The 20,564-nt window shown below is 70.6% G+C and carries 16 protein-coding genes; 4 read left to right on the forward strand and 12 right to left on the reverse strand.

Annotated elements, in window-relative coordinates:
• The first annotated feature begins 106 nt into the window (after positions 1–106).
• Positions 107–2,140, forward strand: coding sequence for a thioredoxin domain-containing protein (locus ACFPIH_RS09985; RefSeq protein WP_381165381.1), 2,034 nt, complete (start codon positions 107–109; stop codon positions 2,138–2,140).
• Positions 2,141–2,171: 31 nt separating this feature from the next.
• On the opposite strand, the gene ACFPIH_RS09990 is transcribed toward ACFPIH_RS09985, so the two are convergent.
• The 4 genes from ACFPIH_RS09990 to trhA form a co-directional block, all read right to left on the reverse strand.
• Positions 2,172–2,897, reverse strand: coding sequence for a Mut7-C RNAse domain-containing protein (locus ACFPIH_RS09990; protein ID WP_381165379.1), 726 nt, complete (start codon positions 2,895–2,897; stop codon positions 2,172–2,174).
• 50 nt (positions 2,898–2,947) lie between these two features.
• The gene (locus ACFPIH_RS09995; RefSeq protein WP_465270368.1) at positions 2,948–3,580 is read right to left on the reverse strand and encodes a TetR/AcrR family transcriptional regulator; all 633 of its coding nucleotides are present in this window, start codon (positions 3,578–3,580) and stop codon (positions 2,948–2,950) included.
• Between the two features lie 5 nt (positions 3,581–3,585).
• Positions 3,586–5,139, reverse strand: coding sequence for an MFS transporter (locus ACFPIH_RS10000; RefSeq protein ID WP_381165375.1), 1,554 nt, complete (start codon positions 5,137–5,139; stop codon positions 3,586–3,588).
• Between the two features lie 125 nt (positions 5,140–5,264).
• Positions 5,265–5,978, reverse strand: coding sequence for a PAQR family membrane homeostasis protein TrhA (gene trhA, locus ACFPIH_RS10005; protein WP_381165373.1), 714 nt, complete (start codon positions 5,976–5,978; stop codon positions 5,265–5,267).
• Between the two features lie 341 nt (positions 5,979–6,319).
• Here trhA and ACFPIH_RS10010 point away from each other — a divergent pair, with 341 nt between their 5' ends.
• Positions 6,320–8,146, forward strand: a complete 1,827-nt coding sequence (locus ACFPIH_RS10010) for a phosphoenolpyruvate carboxykinase (GTP) (protein WP_381165371.1) — start codon at positions 6,320–6,322, stop codon at positions 8,144–8,146.
• A gap of 154 nt (positions 8,147–8,300) precedes the next feature.
• Here the strand turns inward: ACFPIH_RS10010 and ACFPIH_RS10015 are convergent, their stop codons facing one another.
• The 6 genes from ACFPIH_RS10015 to ACFPIH_RS10040 all read right to left on the reverse strand — a co-directional run bounded on the left by ACFPIH_RS10015 (position 8,301) and on the right by ACFPIH_RS10040 (position 14,657).
• Complete coding sequence (locus ACFPIH_RS10015) at positions 8,301–8,903, reverse strand: hypothetical protein (RefSeq protein WP_381165369.1); 603 nt, start codon at positions 8,901–8,903, stop codon at positions 8,301–8,303.
• The gene (locus ACFPIH_RS10020; protein WP_381165367.1) at positions 8,890–10,440 is read right to left on the reverse strand and encodes a substrate-binding and vWA domain-containing protein; all 1,551 of its coding nucleotides are present in this window, start codon (positions 10,438–10,440) and stop codon (positions 8,890–8,892) included. The genes ACFPIH_RS10015 and ACFPIH_RS10020 overlap by 14 nt, the downstream gene beginning before the upstream one ends.
• Positions 10,437–11,606: a toxic anion resistance protein gene (locus ACFPIH_RS10025; protein ID WP_381165365.1), complete on the reverse strand. Its 1,170-nt coding sequence runs from the start codon at positions 11,604–11,606 to the stop codon at positions 10,437–10,439. The genes ACFPIH_RS10020 and ACFPIH_RS10025 overlap by 4 nt, the downstream gene beginning before the upstream one ends.
• 46 nt (positions 11,607–11,652) lie before the next feature.
• Positions 11,653–12,717, reverse strand: a complete 1,065-nt coding sequence (locus ACFPIH_RS10030; protein WP_381165363.1) for a hypothetical protein — start codon at positions 12,715–12,717, stop codon at positions 11,653–11,655.
• Positions 12,718–12,951: 234 nt separating this feature from the next.
• Positions 12,952–13,368 carry an SCO4983 family protein gene (locus ACFPIH_RS10035; protein ID WP_381165361.1) on the reverse strand — a complete coding sequence of 139 codons (417 nt, stop codon included), beginning with the start codon at positions 13,366–13,368 and terminating at the stop codon, positions 12,952–12,954.
• A 77-nt stretch (positions 13,369–13,445) separates the two neighbouring features.
• Positions 13,446–14,657 (reverse strand): pyridoxal phosphate-dependent aminotransferase, encoded by a 1,212-nt coding sequence (locus tag ACFPIH_RS10040; RefSeq protein ID WP_381165359.1) that lies wholly within the window; start codon positions 14,655–14,657, stop codon positions 13,446–13,448.
• Between the two features lie 129 nt (positions 14,658–14,786).
• Here ACFPIH_RS10040 and ACFPIH_RS10045 point away from each other — a divergent pair, with 129 nt between their 5' ends.
• Positions 14,787–16,616: a P-loop NTPase fold protein gene (locus ACFPIH_RS10045; protein ID WP_381165356.1), complete on the forward strand. Its 1,830-nt coding sequence runs from the start codon at positions 14,787–14,789 to the stop codon at positions 16,614–16,616.
• A 104-nt stretch (positions 16,617–16,720) separates the two neighbouring features.
• Entirely contained in the window at positions 16,721–17,572 is an 852-nt protein-coding gene (locus tag ACFPIH_RS10050) for a S1 family peptidase (RefSeq protein WP_381165354.1), read from the forward strand.
• Between the two features lie 22 nt (positions 17,573–17,594).
• Here the strand turns inward: ACFPIH_RS10050 and ACFPIH_RS10055 are convergent, their stop codons facing one another.
• On the reverse strand, positions 17,595–19,205 hold the full coding sequence (locus tag ACFPIH_RS10055) for an N-acyl-D-amino-acid deacylase family protein (RefSeq protein ID WP_381165352.1): 1,611 nt from the start codon (positions 19,203–19,205) through the stop codon (positions 17,595–17,597).
• A gap of 10 nt (positions 19,206–19,215) precedes the next feature.
• Positions 19,216–20,481 carry an amino acid deaminase gene (locus tag ACFPIH_RS10060; protein ID WP_381165350.1) on the reverse strand — a complete coding sequence of 422 codons (1,266 nt, stop codon included), beginning with the start codon at positions 20,479–20,481 and terminating at the stop codon, positions 19,216–19,218.
• Positions 20,482–20,564: the final 83 nt, after the last annotated feature.

A 20,564-nucleotide genomic window follows, 5' to 3' on the forward strand; every position in this document is an offset into this window, starting at 1 on the left:
CTTCGCTGTCGTGATCACGCCGGGCACGGGCACGGGAAAGATCGACGGCACCGTCCGGGAGCCGCCTGACGCGTGCGGTGCGCGGTACTGCGGCAGGATGGACCCCATGGCGAACCGACTGGCCCACGAGACGTCCCCCTACCTCCTCCAGCACGCCGACAACCCGGTCGACTGGTGGCCCTGGTCGGAGGAGGCCTTCGCGGAGGCCCGCAGGACGGACAAACCCGTCCTGCTGAGCGTCGGGTACTCCAGCTGCCACTGGTGCCATGTCATGGCGCACGAGTCCTTCGAGGACCGGGAGACGGCCGACCTCCTCAACGAGCACTTCGTGAACGTCAAGGTCGACCGGGAGGAACGCCCCGACGTCGACGCCGTCTACATGGAGGCCGTCCAGGCCGCGACCGGCCAGGGCGGCTGGCCCATGACCGTGTTCCTGACGGCCGACGCCGAGCCGTTCTACTTCGGTACGTACTTCCCGCCCGCGCCCCGCCACGGCATGCCCTCCTTCCGGCAGGTGCTGGAGGGGGTGCGGCAGGCGTGGACGGACCGGCGCGACGAGGTCGCCGAGGTCGCCGGGAAGATCGTGCGGGACCTGGCGGGGCGGGAGATCTCCTACGGTGACGGGCAGGCGCCGGGGGAGCAGGAGCTGTCGCAGGCGCTGCTCGGGCTGACGCGGGAGTACGACCCCCAGCGCGGCGGATTCGGCGGGGCGCCGAAGTTCCCGCCGTCGATGGCGATCGAGTTCCTGCTGCGCCACCACGCCCGCACCGGCGCCGAGGGCGCGCTCCAGATGGCCCAGGACACCTGTGAGCGGATGGCCCGGGGCGGGATCTACGACCAGCTCGGGGGCGGGTTCGCCCGGTACTCCGTGGACCGCGAGTGGGTCGTGCCGCACTTCGAGAAGATGCTGTACGACAACGCGCTGCTCTGCCGGGTCTACGCGCACCTGTGGCGGGCCACGGGGTCCGAGCTGGCCCGGCGGGTCGCGCTGGAGACCGCCGACTTCATGGTGCGTGAACTGCGCACCGCCGAGGGCGGGTTCGCCTCCGCGCTCGACGCCGACAGCGACGACGGGAACGGCAAGCACGTCGAGGGGGCGTACTACGTCTGGACGCCCGCGCAGTTGACCGAGGTGCTCGGCGCCCAGGACGCGGAGATCGCCGCGCACCACTTCGGCGTCACCGTCGAGGGCACCTTCGAGCAGGGCGCCTCCGTCCTCCAACTCCCGCAGCAGGAGGGCGTGTTCGACGCGGAGAAGATCGCGAGCATCCAGCAGCGGCTGCTCGCCGCCCGTGCCGAGCGGCCCGCTCCCGGCCGGGACGACAAGGTCGTCGCCGCCTGGAACGGGCTCGCCGTCGCCGCGCTCGCCGAGACCGGTGCCTACTTCGACCGCCCCGACCTCGTGGACGCGGCCGTCGGCGCCGCCGACCTTCTCGTACGGCTGCATCTTGATGAGCAGGCGCGGCTGTCGCGCACCAGCAAGGACGGGCAGGCCGGGGCGAACGCGGGGGTGCTGGAGGACTACGCGGATGTCGCCGAGGGGTTCCTCGCGCTGGCCGCGGTCACCGGGGAGGGGGTGTGGCTGGAGTTCGCCGGGTTCCTGCTCGACCATGTGCTCGTGCGGTTCACCGACCCCGAGTCCGGTGCGCTGTACGACACCGCGGGCGACGCCGAGCGGCTGATCCGCCGGCCGCAGGACCCGACCGACAACGCGACGCCCTCAGGCTGGACCGCCGCCGCCGGCGCGCTGCTGAGCTACGCCGCCCACACCGGCTCCGAACCCCATCGCACCGCCGCCGAGAAGGCGCTGGGCGTCGTCAGGGCGCTGGGGCCGCGGGTGCCCCGGTTCATCGGCTGGGGGCTCGCCGCCGCCGAGGCCCTGCTGGACGGGCCGCGCGAAGTGGCCGTCGTGGCAGGTGAGTTGGGCGATGCGGCCGCGAAGTCCCTGCACCGTACGGCACTTCTGGGCACCTCGCCCGGCGCGGTCGTCGCGTTCGGGGTCACCGGGAGCGACGAGTTCCCCCTGCTCGCCGACCGCCCGCTGAGCCACGGCGAACCGACGGCGTACGTCTGCCGCAACTTCACCTGCGACGCCCCGACCACCGACCCGGAACGGCTGCGCACGGCCCTGAGCGGCTGATCGCGCCGCACAACCGGCACAAGGACCTGTCCTAGCTCGCGAACTCCGCCAGGGCGCGTTCCACGATGGCCTCCAGCTGTTCGTGGTGCGCGCCCTTCCAGTACGCCCGGCCGCAGGACCCGCACTGGGCGAAGACGTCGTACGACCGCTGCGTGCCGTGTGCCAGCTGGTCGGCGACCTCGTCCTTGGTGGCCGCGCGCAGCAGGCCGTTGCAGGCGGTGCAGCGGGTCCAGGGGACGAGGGCGGGGCGGAAGCGGTCGAGGATGTCGCGGAGCTGCTCGCCGGGGTCGGTGCTGTAGACGTACGCGCCCGCGTACAGCTCGCGGCGGCGCAGCAGGCCCCGGTCGCGGCTGAGCATGACCCGGCTCTCGGCGGCCGAGCGGGTGGCGAGGGCCGGGTCGCCGATATCCGTCGACTCGTACGCCGTGTCCACGCCGAGCAGGCGCATACGGCGGGCGAGGGTGCCGAGGTGGACGTCGAGGAGGAAGCGCAGGGGAGCGCCGGGGAGCCGCTGGGGCCGTGCGACCGGGCGGACGGCGACCGACTCGCCGTCGGACGGGACGTGGGAGACCGGGACCTCACGGCCGTCGACGACCAGGCTGCCGACCTCCGTCAGCGGGACACCGAGCGACTCGACGACATGGCCGAGGGTCGAGACCCCGTCGACGGTGAGCGGATGGACGCCGACCCGCCTGGCGTGCGGCACGAACAGGGCCAGCTCGGGGGCGACTTCGACGCGGATCTCGGGTGCGTTCACCCGGCCAGGATGCCACGGGAGAAAGGCCCGCTCCCCGCGGTTTTCCGCGCTTATCGGTTCTCCTGCGGCAGTCCGTGTTCCAGGACGTCCAGGGCCTGTTCCACGAGGTCGCAGAGGTCGCCCTCGAAGTTGTTCTCCGCCCAGTACATGGAGACCTCCATCAGGCCGCCGATGAGGGACATCGCGTAGACCCGTATGACGAGGCCGTCCGGGTCCAGGCCGGACCGCTCGGCGAGGGCCCCCCGGAGCAGACGCCCGGTCTCCGACATGCTCTCGAACATCCGGGAGCGGACGGCGGGGACCTGGACCTGGAGGTGCGTCCGCAGGCGGAGCACCTCGGGGTCCTCCTTCGAGCTCATCGAGAGAGCCCGCCGCATCACGTGCCGCAGGGAGTCCATCACCGACTCGTCCGCGGGCCGGTTCCGCAGCTCCTCGACCATCAGGGGGTCGTACTCGTCCGTGAGGACGATGTCCTCCTTGGTCGGGAAGTAGCGGAAGACGGTCGACGGCGACACCTCGGCCCGCTCGGCGATCTGCTCGATCGTCGTGGCGTCGTACCCCTGCTCCCTGACCAGCGCGTACGTCGCGGTGCGGATCGCCTCGCGGGTCTTGATCTTCTTGCGCTCGCGCAGACCCAGCGGGGGGCGGTCGGCGGGGGAGAGGGGGGAGTGTGCGGCCGTCATGCGGCTCATTGTCGGGCATCCTCCGCCGGGACGCCCATGTCGGGGCCGGTGCTTTCCGTGGCAGGCGCAGGCGTCGCCTTCGGCAGGAAGGCCGCCGCCAGCAGTGCCGTCACCAGGGCCGCGACGCCGCAGACCAGCAGGATCACGCCCATGCCGTGCACGTAGGCGCTGTCCGCGGAGGCCGCCAGGTGGGCCGAGCCGGTCCGCTCCGCGATCAGGTGGGCGGCGACCACGGAGTCCCCGGCGGTGTCGGCGGCCGGTGCGGGCAGCCCGGTGACGTCGAGGCGGTCGCGGAAGACACCGGCGAGCAGGCTGCCGAGCAGGGCGATGCCGATCGCGGCGCCGACCTGGCGCATGGTCATGAGCAGCCCGGATCCGCTGCCCGCCCGGTCGCGGGGCAGGGCCGCGAGGGCGCCGTCCATCGCGGGGACGACGGCGAGACCGAAGCCGAGACCGGTCACGCAGAGCCACAGCGCGGTGAAGCCGTAGCCGGAGTCGACCGTCGTACGGCTGCCGAGCAGGGCGGAGAAGGCCAGCACCACCAGGCCGGCGCTGACCACGGCCCGCGGACCGAACCGCGCGACCACGGGCTGCGCGGCGCGCGCGGAGACCATCAGGCCGCCCATCATCGGCAGCAGCCGCAGCCCGGTGCCCAGGGCGTCGTGGCCGAGGACGGCCTGGAGGTACGGCGGCAGCACGAACATCAGGCCGGACAGGACGAACATCACCAGGGTTGCCGCGAGTGTGCTGAAGAGGAATCCGCGGTGGCTGAGCAGCTCCATGTCGAGCATGGGCCGTGCGACCCGCCGCTCGCGCAGCACCAGCCCGGTGATCAGGACGGCCGCCGCGCCGGACATCGCGAGGACCAGAGGGTCGCCCCAGCCGCGGCCGGGCGCCTCGATGATCGCGTAGATGAGGGCGCCCAGGCCGGTCGCGGTGAGCGCGGTGGACAGGGCGTCGACCTTGGGGGAGGCGGGGTCGGAGGTCTCGGGGAGCAGGAAGACGCAGGCGGCGATCCCTATCGCGGCCATCGGCACGTTGACCAGGAAGACCGAGCCCCACCAGAAGTGGTCGAGCAGCCAGCCGCCGATGATCGGGCCGAGCGGCAGGCCGAGAGCCGACGCGGCGGAGATGACGCCCACGGCCTTGGTGCGCTCCTCGGAGCCGAAGAGCGAGGGCAGCACGGAGAGCGCGAGCGGGGTGACGAGCGCGCCGCCGACGCCCATGAAGGCGCGGGCGGCGACGACCCACTCGACGTTCCCGGCCAGAGCGCCCGCCAGGGAGCCGACAAGGAAGATCCCGAGCCCGACGATCAGTATCCGGCGCCGCCCGAACCGGTCGCCGAGCAGTCCGGCCGGGAGCATCAGGGCCGCGAAGACGACGACGTACGCGTCCGCCATCCACTGCTGCTGACCGGTCGTGGCGCCGAGCTCGGCGGCCATGGTCGGCAGGGCCACGTTGAGGATCGTCATGTCGAAGCCGAGCGTGAGCATGCTCGCGACCAGGGCGCCGAGCGCCCACCAGCGACGGGGGTTTGGAGTGACAGTGACAGTGTCCATGAAATGAAAGTAACTCTCAAAAGCTGTAAGCTGTCAATCGGTATCGACTTCCAGGACATGAGAACAGGACATGAAAAAGGGCCACGGCTCGGAAGCCGTGGCCCGCAGAAGGCTGAAAAGTGCCGCTATGCGTGCTGGTACGCCACCAGCGAGATGCCGACGTAGTGGACGACGAACGCCGCGAGCGTGAGCGAGTGGAAGACCTCGTGGAAGCCGAACCAGCGCGGTGAGGGGTTGGGCCGCTTGATGCCGTAGATCACGCCGCCCGCGCTGTAGAGGAGCCCGCCGACGATCACCAGGACCAGTACGGCGATGCCGCCGGTGCGCATGAAGTCAGGCAGGAAGAAGACGGCCGCCCAGCCCATCGCGATGTAGCAGGGGGTGTACAGCCAGCGCGGGGCGCCCACCCAGAAGACCCGGAAGGCGATACCCGCCAGCGCGGCCCCCCAGATGCCCCACAGCAGCCACTGGCCCTTGGCCTCCGGCAGAAGCAGCATGGTGAGCGGCGTGTAGGTGCCCGCGATGATCAGGAAGATGTTCGCGTGGTCCAGGCGGCGCAGGATGCCGTCCATCCGGGCGTTCCAGGTGCCCCGGTGGTACAGCGCGCTCACGCCGAACAGGAGACAGGCGGTGAGCGCGTAGATACCGCACGCCACCCGGCCCCGCGGGGAGTCCGCGAGCGCGGTGAGTACCAGGCCGGCGACGAGCGCGGCCGGGAACATGCCGAGATGCAGCCAGCCGCGCAGCTTGGGCTTGATCTCTTCCGGCAGGGAGAGCGCGTGCGAACCACGGCCGGCGGCCGGCGTGTCCGTGGGCGCGTCGGGGACGGGCGCAGTCATACGCAGAATCGTACCTACGGAACCGTAAGTTACACGTCAGTCCGGCGGCTTTGGGGGGCGAAGAGTGGCCATCGTCTCACTGCGGCGCGCGCCTGCCCCGGCGGGTTCACCTCGAACGATCTTCCGCTGAATACCAAGTGGACGCAAAGCGGACGGATTATGCGTGGCCTTCCTCACTCCGCTCACCTGTGACGCCTTCTGGACAGATGGGCGGAAGCGTCGGATGATCAGATGAGTGCGGTCGGTACCGGATGAGCGCCGAAGGTCGAGAGACCGTGAAGCATCCGGGCCGCAGCCCCCAAGGGGCCTGAAAACAAAAAACCCCTCATCTAGGAGCAATCGTGGCGCGCGACATCGCGGCTCCCACCGTCATCCCGACGAACCACAAGGAACTGATCTCGTGGGTGAACGAGATCGCCGAACTGACTCAGCCGGACAGCGTGGTCTGGTGTGACGGATCCGAGGCCGAGTACGAGCGCCTGTGCGGGGAGCTCGTCGAGAAGGGCACCTTCAAACGGCTGGACCCCATCAAGCGCCCCAACTCGTTCTACGCCGCCTCCGACCCGACCGATGTCGCCCGGGTCGAGGACCGGACCTTCATCTGCTCCGAGAAGGAGCAGGACGCGGGTCCGACGAACCACTGGAAGGCCCCCGCGGAGATGCGGGAGATCTTCTCGGGCGAGAACGGCCTGTTCCGCGGCTCGATGCGCGGCCGGACGATGTACGTCGTCCCGTTCTGCATGGGCCCGCTCGGCTCCGACCTCTCCGCGATCGGCGTCGAGATCACCGACTCCGCCTACGTCGCCGTCTCCATGCGCACCATGACCCGCATGGGACAGCCGGTCCTGGACGAGCTGGGCTCCGACGGGTTCTTCGTGCGTGCCGTGCACACGCTCGGGGCGCCGCTGGCCGACGGCGAGGCGGACGTCCCCTGGCCCTGCAACTCCACCAAGTACATCTCGCACTTCCCGGAGTCCCGCGAGATCTGGTCCTACGGCTCCGGCTACGGCGGCAACGCCCTGCTCGGCAAGAAGTGCTACGCCCTGCGCATCGCCTCGGTCATGGCGCGTGACGAGGGCTGGCTGGCCGAGCACATGCTGATCCTCAAGCTCACTCCGCCCACCGGTGGGTCCAAGTACGTCGCCGCCGCCTTCCCGTCCGCCTGCGGCAAGACCAACCTCGCCATGCTGGAGCCCACCGTCTCGGGCTGGACCGTCGAGACGATCGGCGACGACATCGCCTGGATGCGGTTCGGCGAGGACGGCCGGCTGTACGCCATCAACCCCGAGGCCGGCTTCTTCGGCGTCGCGCCCGGCACCGGCGAGCACACCAACGCCAACGCGATGAAGACGCTGTGGGGCAACTCCGTCTTCACCAACGTCGCCCTCACCGACGACGGCGACATCTGGTGGGAGGGCATGACGGAGGAGACCCCGGCCCACCTCACCGACTGGAAGGGCAACGACTGGACGCCGGCGTCCTCGGACACCCCGGCCGCCCACCCCAACGCCCGCTTCACCGTCCCCGCGGCGCAGTGCCCGATCATCGCGCCCGAGTGGGAGGACCCCCGCGGCGTGCCGATCTCCGCGATCCTCTTCGGCGGGCGGCGCGCGAGCGCGGTGCCGCTGGTCACGGAGTCCTTCGACTGGAACCACGGCGTGTTCCTCGGCGCCAACGTGGCCTCCGAGAAGACCGCCGCCGCCGAGGGCAAGGTCGGTGAACTGCGCCGCGACCCGTTCGCCATGCTGCCGTTCTGCGGCTACAACATGGGCGACTACATGGGCCACTGGGTCGATGTGGCCAAGGACAGGGACCAGTCGAAGCTCCCGAAGATCTACTACGTCAACTGGTTCCGCAAGAACGAAGCGGGCAAGTTCGTGTGGCCCGGCTTCGGTGAGAACAGCCGCGTCCTGAAGTGGATCGTCGAGCGCCTCGACGGCCGTGCGGACGGCGTCGAGACCCCGATCGGCGTCCTGCCGACCAAGGCCGCCCTCGACACGGCCGGACTCGAACTCGCCGACGCCGACCTCGACTTCCTTCTCACGGTCGACAAGGAGGTCTGGCGCGAGGAAGCCGCGCTGGTTCCCGAGCACCTCAACACCTTCGGCGATCACACGCCCAAGGAGCTGTGGGACGAGTACCACGCGCTGGTGCGGCGTCTGGGCTGAGGCCCTCCCCGATCGGCGAGGCCGCGTACAACGGCGTGCGTGGCTCTGGGTCTGCCGTCATCCTGCCGCCCGCCCCGGCGGGGGGATGGCGGCAGACCTTCGCCCCCGGGCCGGTGGGGGGTCTTCGCGCAGTTCCCCGCGCCCCTTTGGGGCGCTATTGCGAGCGGTCTTCCAAGTAGCGGGTGTGTGACTCCTGGCGTCGGGCCTCTGTCTCGCGCAGGGTGGCGGCCAGCCGGTCCGCCTCCTCGTGGAGCAGCGTCAGCTGGCGCTCGAGATGGCGTTCCGGGGGCTCCTGACCCGGTGCGAGCCGCGTCCACCACCGCGTTCGTACGAATGTGTCGACGGCCTCGGGAATGTCCTGCCGTACTGCCCGCGAGAGCACATGCACGCCTTCCGGGTCCTGGGCGAGGAGTTCGCCGGCCCACCCCGGATCCAGCAAAGCGGCGAGCACCTCAGTCAGTTCGGTGAGACGACCGGCAGCGGCGGGCGGCAACTCGACGTTCGCAAGATAGCCATCCAGCATCTCGAAGTCGCCCCGGACCTCGTCCAGTTGGGCCGACGGGTCCGGGAAGTCCGGCAGTGGAGGGCGCTCCGGAGGCGCGATCAACGCGCCCGCGCCGTACAGGCCGACGACCACGACGGGCCAGTACGGGCCCGCCACCCCCGTGAAGGTCAGCACCAGTCCGGCCAGTCCGGCCGCGCTGCCCGTGATGTTCTTGCGGGACTCCAGGTACCCGACGAACCTACTGGTAGCCACGGATCTCCTCGAACGCGCCGTCCAGCGAGCCCTGTTGGGCGTCGAAGAGCCGGCCGCCGGTCAGCTCGGCGATGTGCTCCAGTTCCTTGCGGTCGGAGTCGCCGAAGAGGATGGGGAAGACGGGGATGTCCTGCCGGTCACCGCTGAGCGCCTGGTAGAAGCCGTCGAAGTCGCCCGCGTTCGCGCCCGCCGTGTTCTCGCCGTCGGTCATCAGCACGATCGAGGTGAACGTGTCCTTGCCGGCGCCCAGATGGTCGTACGCCTTCTCCAGGGAGGTGTAGATCGCGGTGTTGCCGTCGGCCGACAGCTCCTTGGTGTCCTTGCGGATCGCGGCGAGCCCGGTCTCCGGGTCGGAGGGGCTGACGACATGTGTCCGGACGCTCTTCACATCCGAGCCGAACGGCATCAGCGTGACCTCCTCGCGCTCCCGGAAGTCACCGGTGAGCTCGGACAGGGCGTCCTTCAGCCGGCTCAGCCGGTCGCCCTGCATCGAGCCGGAGGTGTCGAGGACGTACACCGTCCGCGAGGGGCGGCGCAGTTTGTTCTCGTACGCGTCGAGCAGCCCGTCGGCGACGGAACGGGTGCCCGGGAAGGGCAGTTCGCGCCGGCGGGTGGTGTCGAGGCCGGACGCGGGCGGTACGGAGGCGACCACCGGGCGGCGGTGGGTGGTCGTGGTGATCAGCTTCTGGATCTTCGGGGTGCGCAGGTCGTCGGCGACCCGCTTGACGTTCTCGCGGGTCGTCGCGCTGGTCGCGGCCAGGGAGGAGAGCGGGTAGTCGGCCGTGACCACGCCGTCCGCCGGCCGGATCACCGTAAGGCCGGGGATGCCCTTGAGCACCGACTCGTAGTTGAGCAGCGCGTCCACGTCGCCGCGCCGGGCGTACGCGCTCGCCAGCCAGCCCGACGAACCCGAGGTCAGCTTCTGCCCCTTGAAGAACTCCTTCAGCCGCGGGGTGGCCTTCGTGACGTCCGCGTCGGTGAGCGCCGACTGGGCGCCGGAGAGCGCGGAGGCGACCGAGATGAGCGTGGCGAAACCGGAGTTGGAGCGGGCCGGATCGGTCATGCCGTACGTCAGTTTCCCGTCCTGCACGGCCTGCTCGATCTGCGCCCAGGTGACCTGATCGGGCTTCCAGCCGAGGGAGCCGAGGGTCTGCGTCTTCACCCCCAGGGCGACCGGGCTGGACATCACCGGCGTCTCGGAGACGACCTTCTTCGCCACCTCGGGGCGCAGCCGCAGATAGTCGTTGGAGGACAGCCACACGGCGTCGTACCGGCTGTCCGTGCTCTTCTTCGCCAGCAGGTTCACGGCGTCCAGCGTGCCCATGTAGGTGGGCCGGATCGTCACCCCGGTGTCCTCGCGGACCTGCTCCCACACCGGTTTCATGTCGGCGAGTTCGCTGGAGGCGAGGACGCGGAGCGTGCCGGGCTTCGGGGCGGTGGAGTCGTCCTTCTCGTCCTGGCCGGTGCAGGCGGTGAGGAGGAGTGCGAGCGCGGTGAGGGCGAGCAACGGACGTCTCAGGCTCGGGCTCGGGCTCATGCGATCCCGCCCTCCAGTGCGCCGCGCGACCGGCTGCGCTCCAGGTAGGCGCTGGCGCCCTGGAGTTCGGCGGTCAGGTTCTCCACGGTCGTCGCCATGACCTCGGTGGCCTGCACCTTGTAGGTGTCGATGGCGTCGAGGGTGCGGTAGATCTGCTGGAAGGCCGCGCGCAGGGTCTCGGCGCCCACGGCCGGGTCGGCGGCGATGCGCTGGATCTCCCCGCTCTGCGTGGCCAGCATCTCGGCGTTGCCCCGGATGAGGTCCTCGGTGGTCCCGCGCAGCGCGTTGACCTGCTCGATGACCTTCTTCTGGTTGTCGAGGGCGGAGGCCAGCATCACCGAGATCCGCAGCGCGGACACGGTCGTGGTGGCCGCCCGGTCGACGCCCTTGATCAGCTCGTCGTTGTTGCGGCGTACGACGTCCATCGCGAGGTAGCCCTGTGCGCACACCGCGAGCTGGGTGAGCAGATCCTGGTGTTTCTGCCGGACCGGGAAGAGCACGTCGGCACGGAGGCCGTTCGCCCGCTCGGGGTCGGTGCCCTCGACGCCGGTGATGTGCTGCTCGACGGCCGAGTCCAGGGCGTCGGTGAGGACGACGTACTCCTGGAGCTTGCCCATGGTCTCCCAGAGGCGGACCCGCTCGGTCTGCAACGCGGCGTTGTCGCGCCGGAGTTCGTCCTGTCCGCCGCGCAGCGATCCCACGATCTTGTTCAACGTGCCCTGCGCGGAGGCGTACTTGGCGACGTGGTCGCGCAGCTTGTTGCCGCCGGGCAGCTTGGACAGGAACCTGCGCCCCTTGGAGGCCGGCAGGTCACGCGGGTCCAGATCCTCGACCACGCGCCGGAGTTCGACGAGCGATCCCGCCACCTTCGACTGGGCGTCGCCGCCCTTTTCGGGAAGGCTCCTGACGGTCCGCTCCAGCATCCGGTTGGACTGGGCGGCGGCCGTGCGCATCTCACCGGCGCCGAGCGCGGTGATCTCGCCGACCTTGCCCGCGAACTCGGGCGAGCGGGCGTCGAGAAGGGCGAGTCCGTCGACGTAGGCGGCGGCCTTGGTGGCCATGTCGGTGCGCACCCCGTCGTCCACGGGGACGAGTCCGCCGGCCTTCTCGCGTGGCACGGCGGCCACGGGCTCGGGCGGGGTGAGGGTGAAGGAGTCGTCGCTCATCTGTTGCTGTCCCCCTGGTTCATGAGCCTGTTCATCCGCAGCCTGTTCATCCGCGCGCCCGTCGGGCCAGCTCGTGCAGCACCTTCGAGGTGGGCACGGGCGCCTGGCGGACGCCGGTCAGTTCCTGCTTGAGATAGGTGCCGGCCGAGGCGAACTCGGTGGCCTCGCCCTGCGGGCGGAATCCATGGCGGACCTCCAGCCCCCGCAACTGCGGGTCCGTGGACAGGAGTTCGGCGAGGGCCCGGCCGTTCTCGGTGAGCGGTACGGCCGTGTGGTCGCTGTTGACCGTGGTGTCCGGGTAGAGGACGACCAGGTCGCCGGGCTGCTGTCCGTCGGCGAGGAGGGAGGCGACCTGCGACTCGTAGCCGAGGACGAGCGGATTGCCGGCGCCGCTGACGAAGTCCCGGAAGGAGGCGTCGGTGCTGGACTGCTGGGCGCCCTGCACGCTGACCAGCTTGTGCAGCAGCGGCGCGGTCCTGTCCACCTCGGTGTCACTCGCGACGACCTTGCCGCCGCCCGCGACGTAGGAGGCGGCGGCGAGGTAGAGGGCGCCGGAGTTGGAGGTCTCCGGGTCGGTGCTGGAGATGTAGAGGGTGCCGGTCAGCTCCCCGTACTTCGTCGCCCCCTTGAGCTGCTGCCAGGTGCGGTCGGCCCGGGCCGCGTCGAGGTAGGCGGACATCTTCAGCGTGCCCCGGTGGGCCGCGTCCAGCGTGGCGAGCCCATTGGCCGCGAGCACGTCGGCGGCGTTCTTGTGCGCCATGACGACGAGCGGCGAGTAGAAGGGCCGCGGCAGTGTGCCGGTCACCTTGTACTTCGCGGCCAACTCGACGGCCGGCGCCTGGCTGCTCGGGAACGCGAGGTCGTACCCCTTGAGGTCCAGTCCCTCCATGGCCCAGGACCCGGAGGTCTCGGCCTTCACGGTGTAGCCCTTGGCGGCGAGGGCCTTCACCACGTCCGGATCCGCGAAGAACTCCGCCTTCTCCGATCCGATCACCATGCGTACGGTCTTCGTTGCCGTACCCGTGTCCTCGTTGTCCCGGCCCGCGACGACGGCGACCACCACACCGACCATCAACAGCACCGCAAGGACGATTCCTACGATTCGTCTCACAGGGGGAGCGTGCTCCCGGAACTACACGTTCCCGGGTGGTTCGGGTAAACGGACGGTGACGCACCAGCCCCGGCACTGCAACGCACCCCTGTTTTCAGGGGCGCGGGGAACTGCGCGAGAACCCCCCACCGGCCCGCACGGGAATTCGGCCCAAGCCACGCAGTGCATGGCACCCGGTCCGCACGCACGCTGCGGGTGCACGCGGACCGGGGCCGTTCGGGGGCCCGAGGGCTCTCAGTGGGACGCGAGTTCGCGGGGCTCCAGGGCGGCGGCGTGCACGTCCATCTGTTCGGCGGCGAGGATCGCGGCCGCGGTGTCCGCGCGCGAGGCCGCCACGACCAGGGCGCGTCCGGCGAGGGTGTGCGCCCGCTGGTGCAGGGATGTGGAGTCGGGCCCCCGCGAGGGTCCGGTCGCCCGGACCGGCAGGCGTCCTCCCCGCAGCCTGCTCACCTGTTCGGTGAGCCGCTCGGCCGCGGTGTCCAGCTCCGCGGCGGGGGCCGTCGCGCGCAGTTCGTCGGTGACGGCGAGCAGCGCCGCGAGATGGCCGGCGAGCTGGATGTCCAGCTCCTCCTCGCGGGAGCGGTGGGGAAAGTCGGAGGTGCTGCCGGCCATCGTGCTGTGGACCGACTTGGTGCGGATCGGTTCGTACATGGGATGGCCTCCTGTGCTGGCAGGAAACCATCCTAGCTTAGATTTCGTCTAAAGTTGAGTCGATCGTGAGACGGCTGCTAGGGCTGGCCGTAGCCGTCCAGGAAACGGGCGATCCGGCCCACCGCGTCCCGCAGATCCATCGCGGTCGGCAGGGTCACCACCCGGAAGTGGTCCGGCTCCGGCCAGTTGAAGCCGGTGCCCTGGACGACCATGATCTTCTCCTGGCGGAGCAGGTCCAGGACCATCTGCCGGTCGTCCTTGATCTTGAACACGGTCGGGTCGAGGCGCGGGAAGAGATACAGCGCCCCCTTCGGGCGTACGCAGCTCACACCCGGGATCTGCGTCAGCAGCTCGTACGCCGTGTCCACCTGCTCCTTCAGCCGCCCGCCCGGCAGCACCAGGTCCTGGATGGACTGCCGCCCGCTGAGCGCGGCGACCACGCCGTGCTGGCCCGGCATGTTCGCGCACAGGCGCATGTTCGCCAGGATGGTCAGGCCCTCGATGTAGGAGTCGGCGTGCGCGCGCGGTCCGGAGATCGCCATCCAGCCGACCCGGTAGCCCGCCACCCGGTACGCCTTCGACATGCCGTTGAAGGTGAGGGTGAGCAGATCCGGGGCGACGCTCGCGGTCGGGGTGTGCGTGGCGCCGTCGTAGAGGATCTTGTCGTAGATCTCGTCGGAGCAGACGAGGAGGTTGTGGCGGCGGGCGATGTCCGTCAGCCCCTTGACCATCTCCCGGTCGTACACCGCACCCGTCGGGTTGTTCGGGTTGATGATCACGATCGCCTTGGTGCGGTCGGTGACCTTGCGCTCGATGTCGGCGAGGTCGGGCATCCAGTCGGACTGCTCGTCGCACCGGTAGTGGACGGCCGTACCGCCCGAGAGTGAGACCGCGGCCGTCCACAGGGGGTAGTCCGGGGCCGGGACCAGCACCTCGTCACCGTCGTCCAGCAGGCCCTGCATCGCCATCACGATCAGCTCGGAGACGCCGTTGCCGATGAAGACGTGCTCGACGTCCGTCTCGATGCCGAGTGTCTGGTTGTGCATGACGACCGCCCGGCGTGCCGCCAGCAGGCCCTTCGCGTCGCCGTAGCCGTGGGCCGTCGAGACGTTGCGGAGGACGTCCTCGAGGATCTCCGGCGGGGCTTCGAAGCCGAAGGCGGCCGGGTTGCCGGTGTTGAGCTTGAGGATGCGGTGACCTGCCGCTTCCAGCCGCATCGCCTCCTCGAGGACCGGGCCCCGGATCTCGTAACAGACGTTGGCGAGCTTGGTCGACTGGATCACCTGCATGTCTGGGAGCTTACGGCCCGGTAACGCGCCTTGGGGCGTGTTTTCCGCCACGTGAGACGCGTGTTTTGCGGGGGTATGGCCGGGGCGGGCGATCGTATGGCCCAACAGCCTCTGGGGGAAGGTAGGTTGATGCGATCCACGGGGAGGGCGGGCATGGAGTTCTCGCTGCTGAACGACGAGCCGGTGACCGCGCCGGAGGCCGATCTGCTCGGCACCGGCCGGGCCGCCCGGGAGCTGGCGGCCCTGGTGCACGCCTCCAGGGCGGCGACGCCCTTCACGCTCGCCGTGGACGCCGGCTGGGGCATGGGCAAGAGCAGCCTGATGCGCCTGGTCCGGGCGGAGCTGGAGCAGCGCGCGGACGTCGAGACCGTCTGGTACAACGCCTGGACCTCCACCAGCGCCGATGTGCTGGAAGGGCTCATCAAGACGGTACTGATGAAGTTCGACAGGCGGGTGCTGCGCCGGGCGCTGCACCGGGCGTCCGAGCACGGGAAGCTGATCACGGCCGTGCGTGCGACGCTCACGGTGGCCGCCGCCCCTTTCGGGATGGCGGGACTCGTCGACCAGCTCTGGCGCGAGCTGTCCGTCGACCCCAGGGCCCGGGCGCGTATGGGGGAAGCGCTCCACGAGCTCGCGACGGAGTGGGCGGATACGGCCGAGCACGAGCCGAACCGCCTGCTGGTCGTCTTCGTCGACGATCTCGACCGATGCGCGGAGGACACCGTCCTCGCGGTGTGCGAGGCGGTGAAGGTCTACCTCGATGTGCCGGGTCTGGTGTTCGTGATCGGCTGCGACCGGTCGGCGCTCGGCCCTTCGGGCCTGCTGAGGGACCTCGGGCCGGCCGGCTCGGCGTTCATGGAGAAGATCTTCCAGACCAGTTTCCGGCTGTCGACGCCCCCGGACGAGGACCTGCGGGCGTACGTCCGGCACTGCGCGCTGCGCTCGGGGCTGCGCGAGCTGCTCGACGACAGGACGGTGGGCCTGATCGCCGACCGTTCGGCGCGCAACCCGCGCCGGATCAAGCGGCTCATCAATGGCTTCGGCCTGGAGTGCACCCTCAACCCGGGGTGGGCGGGAATCGAGCCGGAGGCGGTCATCCGGACGCTGCTGATCCAGTACCTGTACCCGGAGTTCTACCGGATCCTCGTGTCCAGCGACGCCGCCCACACCGCCAACGCTGGGCACGAGTTCCTCGGGTACCGCACGGCCCGGCAGGTGCTGAGCCGGTGGGTCGAGGCCGGCGCGGAGGCGTGGCAGACCACGGTGGCCGCCGTGACCGGGCACCGGCTCGCGCCGCCGGACCCCGAGGACCAGGACGGCTGGGAGGCCGTCCTCGGCCGGCTGGAGGAACAACTGCCCACCATCTACCCGGCGCTGGCCCGGGACCTGAACTTCGTCCACCTCATCGAGGAGTGGCTGCGGCTTCCGCAGGCGGACGGGCTGCTGGCGCAGCTCCAGCGGGGCGGCGCGGCGCCGGTCGTCACGATCCCGGTGGACATCGACGAGGGCGCCGCCCCGCCGGTGCGCGGGGAGCGGACACCGCCCGGGGAGGACCGGCCCGAGCGCCGGGACGACCGCTACCGGGGCATCAGGATCCTCTGGGTCGACGACCATCCGGCGAACAACACCTCCTACGTCCGTCGGCTGGAGAGCCTCGGCGCCGAGGTGCTGTCGGCCGAGGACGCGCGCCGCGCGGAGCGGGTGCTCGGCGAGGAGCCGGTCGACATGGTGATTTCGGACGTCGCCCGCGGCACCGATCCGGACGCCGGCCTCGACGCGCTCGCGCGCTGGCGGGAGCGGGGGATCTTCGGCGGGCCGGCGGTGTTCTTCACCAACCGGATCACCCCGGCCCGCGAGCGGCGGTGCCGTGAACTGGGCGCCCGGATCGCCGTCGACGGCGGCACGCTGCTGCGCCACATCGACGAGGCATGCGCGGAAATCCGCCAACGCCGGTCCTGAAACAGCTCCTTGTCCAACCACCCCTCTGCAATCAAAATGCACATGACAAAAAATTGGCGGCCGGAAGATCTCCGGTCGCCTTGTCGTAAGAGGGGACCCCCCACATGAGAAAGCCTCTCGTCGCCGCGCTCACGGCCCTGGCCATCGCCGGGATCGGTGCGGCACCCGCGGTCGCGGCACCCGCCGCGAAGGCCGACACCAAGGCCGCCGCGCCCACCCTCCAGGCCGTCAGCCTCGCCGGGACCGTGGCGCTCAGCAACTGCTCCGGCTCGGTCATCCGCTTCCCGAACTCCCTGGACACCGACCCGGCGCTGGTGCTCAGCAACGGCCACTGCCTGACCTCCGGCTTCCTGGACCCGGGCGAGGTCGTCACCAACCAGACCTCCACCCGCACCTTCGGCCTGCTCAACTCCGCCGGCACCCGGGTCGCCACCCTGAGCGCCAGCAAGCTGGCCTACGCGACGATGACCGACACCGACGTGTCGATCTACCAGCTGACCAGGACCTACGCGTCGATCCAGAGCTCGTACGGGATCTCCGCGCTGACCGTGCAGGACACCCACCCCACCGCCGGCACCGCCATCACCGTGGCGTCCGGCTACTGGAAGACGCTCTACAACTGCAGCGTCGACGGGTTCGCGTACCGCCTCAAGGAGGGCGACTGGACCTGGAAGGACTCGCTCCGCTACACCTCCGCCTGCCAGACCATCGGCGGCACCTCCGGCTCCCCGGTGATCGACCAGTCCACCGGCAAGGTCGTCGCCGTCAACAACACCGGCAACGAGGACGGCGAGAGCTGCACCCTGAACAACCCCTGCGAGGTCGACGCCAGCGGCAACGTCACCGTCCGCGAGGGCATCAACTACGCCCAGGAGACCTACATCATCCCGGCCTGCTTCACGACCGGGAACCAGCTCAACCTGAGCGCGACCACCTGCACCCTGCCCAAGCCGTAAGGCGCTGCGGAGGGGCGTTCCGTCACATGGGACTGCGACGGACCGCCCGGCCCGCCAGGACGTCCGTGCGCCGGCCGTCCTCGATCACGAACCGGCCGTCGACCAGGACGTACGGGATGCCGGTGGGCAGCGTGCGCGGGGCGTCGTACGTCGAACCCGCCGCCACCGTGCGCGGGTCGAACAGGACCAGGTCGGCCCGGTAGCCCTCGCGGACCAGGCCCCGGTCCGGGAGGCGGAGACGGGCCGCCGGGCGGCCGGTGAGGTGTGCCACGCACTCCTCCAGCTTCAGCACCCCCAACTCCCGCACATAGTGGCCGAGATAGTGCGGGAACGTGCCGTACGCCCGCGGATGCGGCTTGGCGCCCTGGAGGATGCCGTCCGAACCGCCCGTGTGCACCCGGTGACGCATGATCGCGCGGACGTTCTCCTCGTGGCCCACGTGCTGGAGGATCGTCGGCGCGAGTCCGTCCTCGGTGAGGAGACGGCGGGCCGTCGTCCACGGGGCCTCGCCGCGTGAGCGCGCCGACTCCTGGACCGTACGACCGACGTATCCGGCCAGCCGCGGGTCGCCCACGCCCGAGATCTCGATCGTGTCCCACTCCACCGGCACGCCGTGACAGCCGTCCGCGCCGGTCACCTCCAGGTCGTGGCGGATGCGGGCGGCGATCTCCTCGTCGTCCAGCCGCCGCAGGATCTCCGCCGGGCCGCCCTCGCTCGCCCAACTGGGCAGCAACGCGGCGAGAGTTGTGGAGCCGGGGGTGTAGGGATAGGTGTCGAGGGTGATGTCCGCGCCGGTGGCGAGTGCCTCGTCGAGCAGGGACAGCAGCTCGGGGGCCCGGCCCTTGTTCACGCCGAAGTTCATCGTCGCGTGGGCGAGATGGAGCGGGCAGTCCGCCTCCCGGGTCAGCTCCACCATCTCCGCGTACGCCTCCAGCGCGCCGGCGCCGTACGAGCGGTGGTGCGGGCAGTAGTAGCCGCCGTAGGACGCCACCACCCGGCACAGTTCGGTCAGTTCGGCGTCCTTCGCATACATTCCGGGGGTGTAGGTCAGGCCCGACGACAGGCCGACCGCGCCCTGTTCCAGGCCCTCCGCCACCAACTGCCGCATGCGGTCCAGCTCCCGGGGCGTGGCCGGGCGGTCGTCCCAGCCGACGACGAGGGCGCGGACCGTGCCCTGCGGGATGAGATAGGCGGCGTTGACCGCGATCCCGCGGTCCAGCCGGTCCAGGTACTCGCCCACCGAACGCCAGTCGAAGTCGATGTCGTCGCCGGAGCCGTTCCAGCCCGCTATCGCGCGGCGCACCTCGGCCAGCGTGCGGTCGTCCACCGGGGCGTACGACAGCCCGTCCTGGCCCAGGACTTCGAGGGTCACCCCCTGCGCGGCCTTGGCGCTGTGGTCGGGGTCGCGCAGCAGCGCGAGGTCGCTGTGGGCGTGCATGTCGACGAAGCCGGGGGAGAGGACGAGCCCCTCGGCGTCCAACTCGCGGCGCGCCTTGGGGCGTTGACAGCCCGCTGCCGCCGCCTCCCGCACGATCGACACGATCCGGCCGCCGTCCACGACCACGTCGGCACGGTAGGAGTCGGCGCCACTGCCGTCGACGACGTCCGCGTCCCGGATGACGAGCTCTTCCACGACCGGCCCCCTAGAAGAACGTGCGGATGTATTCGACGACCGTGCCGTCCGCCTCCGCCACCGGGATCAGCTGCCACTTGTCGAAGGACGTGCACGGGTGGGACAGCCCCAGGCCGACCCAGTCGCCGACCGCCAGCTCGGCCTCGGGCCCGGTCTTCAGCCAGGCGTGCTGGTCGGACAGGGAGGTCACCGAGATACCGGTGGCCGGGCGCTCGACGCCGTCCCGGCGGACCACCTGGGCGAAGGGGAGGTCGAGGTCGTAGGCGGCGTCCCGCTTCCCCGCGTTGGCGAAGGCCTGCTCGGGGGAGGGCCGGGAGACGATCTGCGTCCACAGCCGGAACGCGGGCTCCAGAGCACCCTCCTCGGGCACCCGGTTGAAGGGCGTGATCCTCCGGTAGTGGCCGTCGTCGTGCGAGACATACGCACCCGAGCGCAGCAACTTCAGTACGGGCACGGAGAGTTCGGGAATCTCCGCGAACACGTCGGCCACCGCGTCGAACCAGGCGCTGCCGCCCGCGCTGACGATGACCTCGTCGAGGCCGGCGAACCGCCCCGCCTTGTCGAAGTCGGCGGCCAGTCCGGTGAGCCGGCGCAGATAGGCGCGTACCCGCTCCGGGTCCGCGCCCGGCACCTCGCCCTCGTACCCCGCGACGCCGGCCAGCCGCAGCGTGCCGGTCGCGGCCACCGCGTCCGCGACCGCCGCGCACTCCGCCTCGGTCCGCGCACCGGTGCGGGCGCCCTCGCCGGCCGCGAGTTCGACGACGACGTCCAGTGGGCGGACGGCGCCGGACAGGGCCGCGTCCATCAGCTCCACGCCGCGCACGGAGTCGGCGTAACAGACCACCCGGAACGCGTCGTCGGCGTCCTGCTGTGCGGCGATCCAGCGCAGGGCCGCCGGGTCGACCACCTCGTTGGCGAGGAACACCCGCCGGGCGCCGTACGCGCGGGCCACCCGGACCTGGTGCGGCACGGCGAGGGTGATGCCCCAGGCGCCGTACTCGATCTGCCGCTGGAAGAGCTGGGGCGCCATGGTCGTCTTGCCGTGCGGGGCGAAGAGCAGGCCGTGGCGGGCTGCGTACGTCTCCATCAGGCGCAGGTTGTGCTCCAGGCGCTCGGCGGAGAGGGCGAGCACCGGGGTGGTGAAGCCGCCGGTGAAGAGGTTGCGGCGCTCGGCGGTGAGTTCGGCGACGGTGCGGCCCTCGGCGTCCGGCGGGAGGCCCTTGAAGCGGTGGTCGACACGCTCCTCGGCGAGTCGGGCGAGCGCCTCCGTACCCATGGAACCTCCCTGATCAGGAGCGTTGCAATAACTGCAACGTCCATTGCGTATGTCGCTTACTGCTGTCTAACATCTCCGCCAAC

Origin of the sequence: Streptomyces vulcanius (assembly GCF_042653945.1) — a bacterium.
Taxonomy (GTDB): domain Bacteria; phylum Actinomycetota; class Actinomycetes; order Streptomycetales; family Streptomycetaceae; genus Streptomyces; species Streptomyces mangrovi.

What these genes read in the sequence shown, in the direction of transcription:
- ACFPIH_RS09985 (WP_381165381.1), top strand. Translation starts at nt 107, where the DNA reads ATGGCGAACCGACTGGCCCACGAGACGTCCCCCTACCTCCTCCAGCAC.
- ACFPIH_RS09995 (WP_465270368.1), bottom strand. Translation starts at nt 3,580, where the DNA reads ATGACGGCCGCACACTCCCCCCTCTCCCCCGCCGACCGCCCCCCGCTG.
- ACFPIH_RS10000 (WP_381165375.1), bottom strand. Translation starts at nt 5,139, where the DNA reads ATGGACACTGTCACTGTCACTCCAAACCCCCGTCGCTGGTGGGCGCTC.
- trhA (WP_381165373.1), bottom strand. Translation starts at nt 5,978, where the DNA reads ATGACTGCGCCCGTCCCCGACGCGCCCACGGACACGCCGGCCGCCGGC.
- ACFPIH_RS10020 (WP_381165367.1), bottom strand. Translation starts at nt 10,440, where the DNA reads ATGAGCCCGAGCCCGAGCCTGAGACGTCCGTTGCTCGCCCTCACCGCG.
- ACFPIH_RS10025 (WP_381165365.1), bottom strand. Translation starts at nt 11,606, where the DNA reads ATGAGCGACGACTCCTTCACCCTCACCCCGCCCGAGCCCGTGGCCGCC.
- ACFPIH_RS10035 (WP_381165361.1), bottom strand. Translation starts at nt 13,368, where the DNA reads ATGTACGAACCGATCCGCACCAAGTCGGTCCACAGCACGATGGCCGGC.
- ACFPIH_RS10040 (WP_381165359.1), bottom strand. Translation starts at nt 14,657, where the DNA reads ATGCAGGTGATCCAGTCGACCAAGCTCGCCAACGTCTGTTACGAGATC.
- ACFPIH_RS10045 (WP_381165356.1), top strand. Translation starts at nt 14,787, where the DNA reads ATGCGATCCACGGGGAGGGCGGGCATGGAGTTCTCGCTGCTGAACGAC.
- ACFPIH_RS10050 (WP_381165354.1), top strand. Translation starts at nt 16,721, where the DNA reads ATGAGAAAGCCTCTCGTCGCCGCGCTCACGGCCCTGGCCATCGCCGGG.
- ACFPIH_RS10060 (WP_381165350.1), bottom strand. Translation starts at nt 20,481, where the DNA reads ATGGGTACGGAGGCGCTCGCCCGACTCGCCGAGGAGCGTGTCGACCAC.